At 66.5% G+C, this 1,935-nt stretch carries 2 protein-coding genes and 1 pseudogene; 1 reads left to right on the top strand and 2 read right to left on the bottom strand.

From position 1 onward, the window contains the following. A pseudogene (locus EOA33_RS34125) lies at positions 1–478 on the top strand (hypothetical protein); the annotation flags it as partial. 21 nt (positions 479–499) lie between these two features. On the opposite strand, the gene moaB reads toward EOA33_RS34125, so the two are convergent. Then, the gene (gene moaB / locus EOA33_RS34120; protein WP_127407611.1) at positions 500–1,054 is read right to left on the bottom strand and encodes a molybdenum cofactor biosynthesis protein B; all 555 of its coding nucleotides are present in this window, start codon (positions 1,052–1,054) and stop codon (positions 500–502) included. Then, positions 1,055–1,935: 4-(cytidine 5'-diphospho)-2-C-methyl-D-erythritol kinase (locus EOA33_RS34115; protein WP_245482522.1), on the bottom strand; the 881-nt coding region annotated here is incomplete at its 5' end.

The following is a 1,935-nucleotide window of genomic DNA, read 5'->3' as shown; positions in this document are numbered from 1 at the left end:
GCTCTTGTCCGGCATCGCCCAGCGCTATCTCGGCGGCCAGGCGAAACTGATCACGACGCGCGTCTGGTGGAGCTTTCCGACCGGCCAGGCTTCCGACGCCGACAAGAACCTCGCCTCGCTCGGCAAGTACCATTTCGACCTCGACGACTGGCGGATGCTGAAATTCTTCTTCTATCTGAAGCCCTGCGACGCTGGCACCGGCCCGCATGTCTATGTGCGCGGCAGCCACAAACGCCGCAGCCTCAAGCACCAGCTGACGCTGCTTGTCGGCCATCCGGCGAATGAGGTGCTGAAGGTTTACGGCGACGACAGCCCGGTCACGCTCACGGGAGAAGCAGGTCTCGGCTTCGTCGAGGATCCGTTCGGCTTCCATATGGGCACGGTTCCGACGCGCACGCGGCGGCTGATGATGGAAGTGGGCTTCGGCGTCTCGCGCCCTTCGCGCCGGCGCTTCCACGGCGAGCCGGTGATACGCTGAACGCTCGACGGGGACAGCCGGCTATCCGGCCTTGCCGCCGCGCTTCAGATGCTCGTCCAGGCGCGGCATGATCTCGACGAAGTTGCAGGGCATGTGGCGATAGTCGAGCTGCGCCCTGATGATGCCGTCCCAGGCATCCTTGCAGGCGCCGGGCGAGCCCGGCAGCACGAAGACGAAGGTGGCGTTGAGGACGCCGCCGGTCGCCCGGCTCTGGATCGTCGAGGTGCCGATCTTGTCGTAGGAGATGCGGTGGAACACTTCGGAAAAGCCGTCCATGCGCTTTTCGAAGATCGGCTCCAGCGCTTCCGGCGTCACGTCGCGGCCGGTGAAGCCGGTGCCTCCGGTGGTGATGACGACATCGACGCCTTCGTTCTTCGACCAGCCGAGCACCTTGTCGCGGATCTTTTCCCGGTCGTCGGTGACGATGTCGCGGGCGGCGAGGATATGGCCGGCCTCCGCGATACGGTCAGCCAGCGTCTGGCCCGACTTGTCCTCGGCAAGGCTGCGCGTGTCGGAAACGGTGAGTACCGCGATGCGCACGGGGATGAACGGGCGGCTTTCGTCGATCCGGGCCATTCAAGCCTCCATGCTTCGCGTTGCGGCGACGAACCAGTCAGGATGCCGGTGCCTTATGTCGAGTGCCGCGCGCTTGGCGACATTGCCCGTCTCGAACAGGCCGAAGCAAGTCGCGCCCGAGCCCGACAGGCGGGCAAAGCCGGCGTCGGCTTTCCTCAGCGCCCTGAGCGCTTCACCGATCACGGGCTGGATGGTCCGAGCGGCAGGCTCGAGGTCGTTGCGCGTCGCGTCCAGCCAGCTGCGGATCGAGTGAAAATCAAGCTTGCTGGGCAACGGCGGCAACGCTTCGTTGTCGCGCCTCGCCAACGCCTTGAAAACCTCTGGCGTGGACACCGCGACGCCGGGATTGACCAGCACCAGGGCGAGCGCGGGAAAGCTCGGAACGGCCGACAACTCGTCGCCGACGCCGCGCGCGATCAGCGGCCTGGCCGCCAGGCACATCGGTAGGTCGGCGCCGAGCGACAGGCCGATCCGCGCCAGGTCGGCGTTGCCGATGTCGAGCCGCCATGTCCGGGCAAGCCCGCGCAGCACGGCAGCCGCATCGCTGGAGCCGCCGCCGACGCCCGAGGCGACCGGCAGGTTCTTTTCCAATGTTATCGCGACAGGTGGCGTCGCAAGCGATCCCGCTTCCCGGCGCAGCGCCTCGCGCGCCCTCACCACCAGATTGGTCTCGTCGGACGGTACCCCCGATGCGAATTTGCCTGAGATAGAAAACCGGTCGCTCTCGGCCGGCTCGATCTCCAGCCGGTCGCCGAAGCGGGTGAATACGGCAAGGCTTTCGAGCAGATGATAGCCGTCGGCGCGCCTACCGGTGACATGCAGCGCAAGGTTGATCTTGGCAGGGGCAAGCCCCGTCCGGGCTTGCGTCCCGGCATCCGACG

It is taken from the genome of Mesorhizobium sp. M4A.F.Ca.ET.050.02.1.1, assembly GCF_003997725.1.
Classification (GTDB): Bacteria; Pseudomonadota; Alphaproteobacteria; order Rhizobiales; family Rhizobiaceae; genus Mesorhizobium.
This window is presented reverse-complemented; position numbering and strand designations above follow the sequence as displayed.

What these genes read in the sequence shown, in the direction of transcription:
- moaB (WP_127407611.1), bottom strand. Translation starts at nt 1,054, where the DNA reads ATGGCCCGGATCGACGAAAGCCGCCCGTTCATCCCCGTGCGCATCGCG.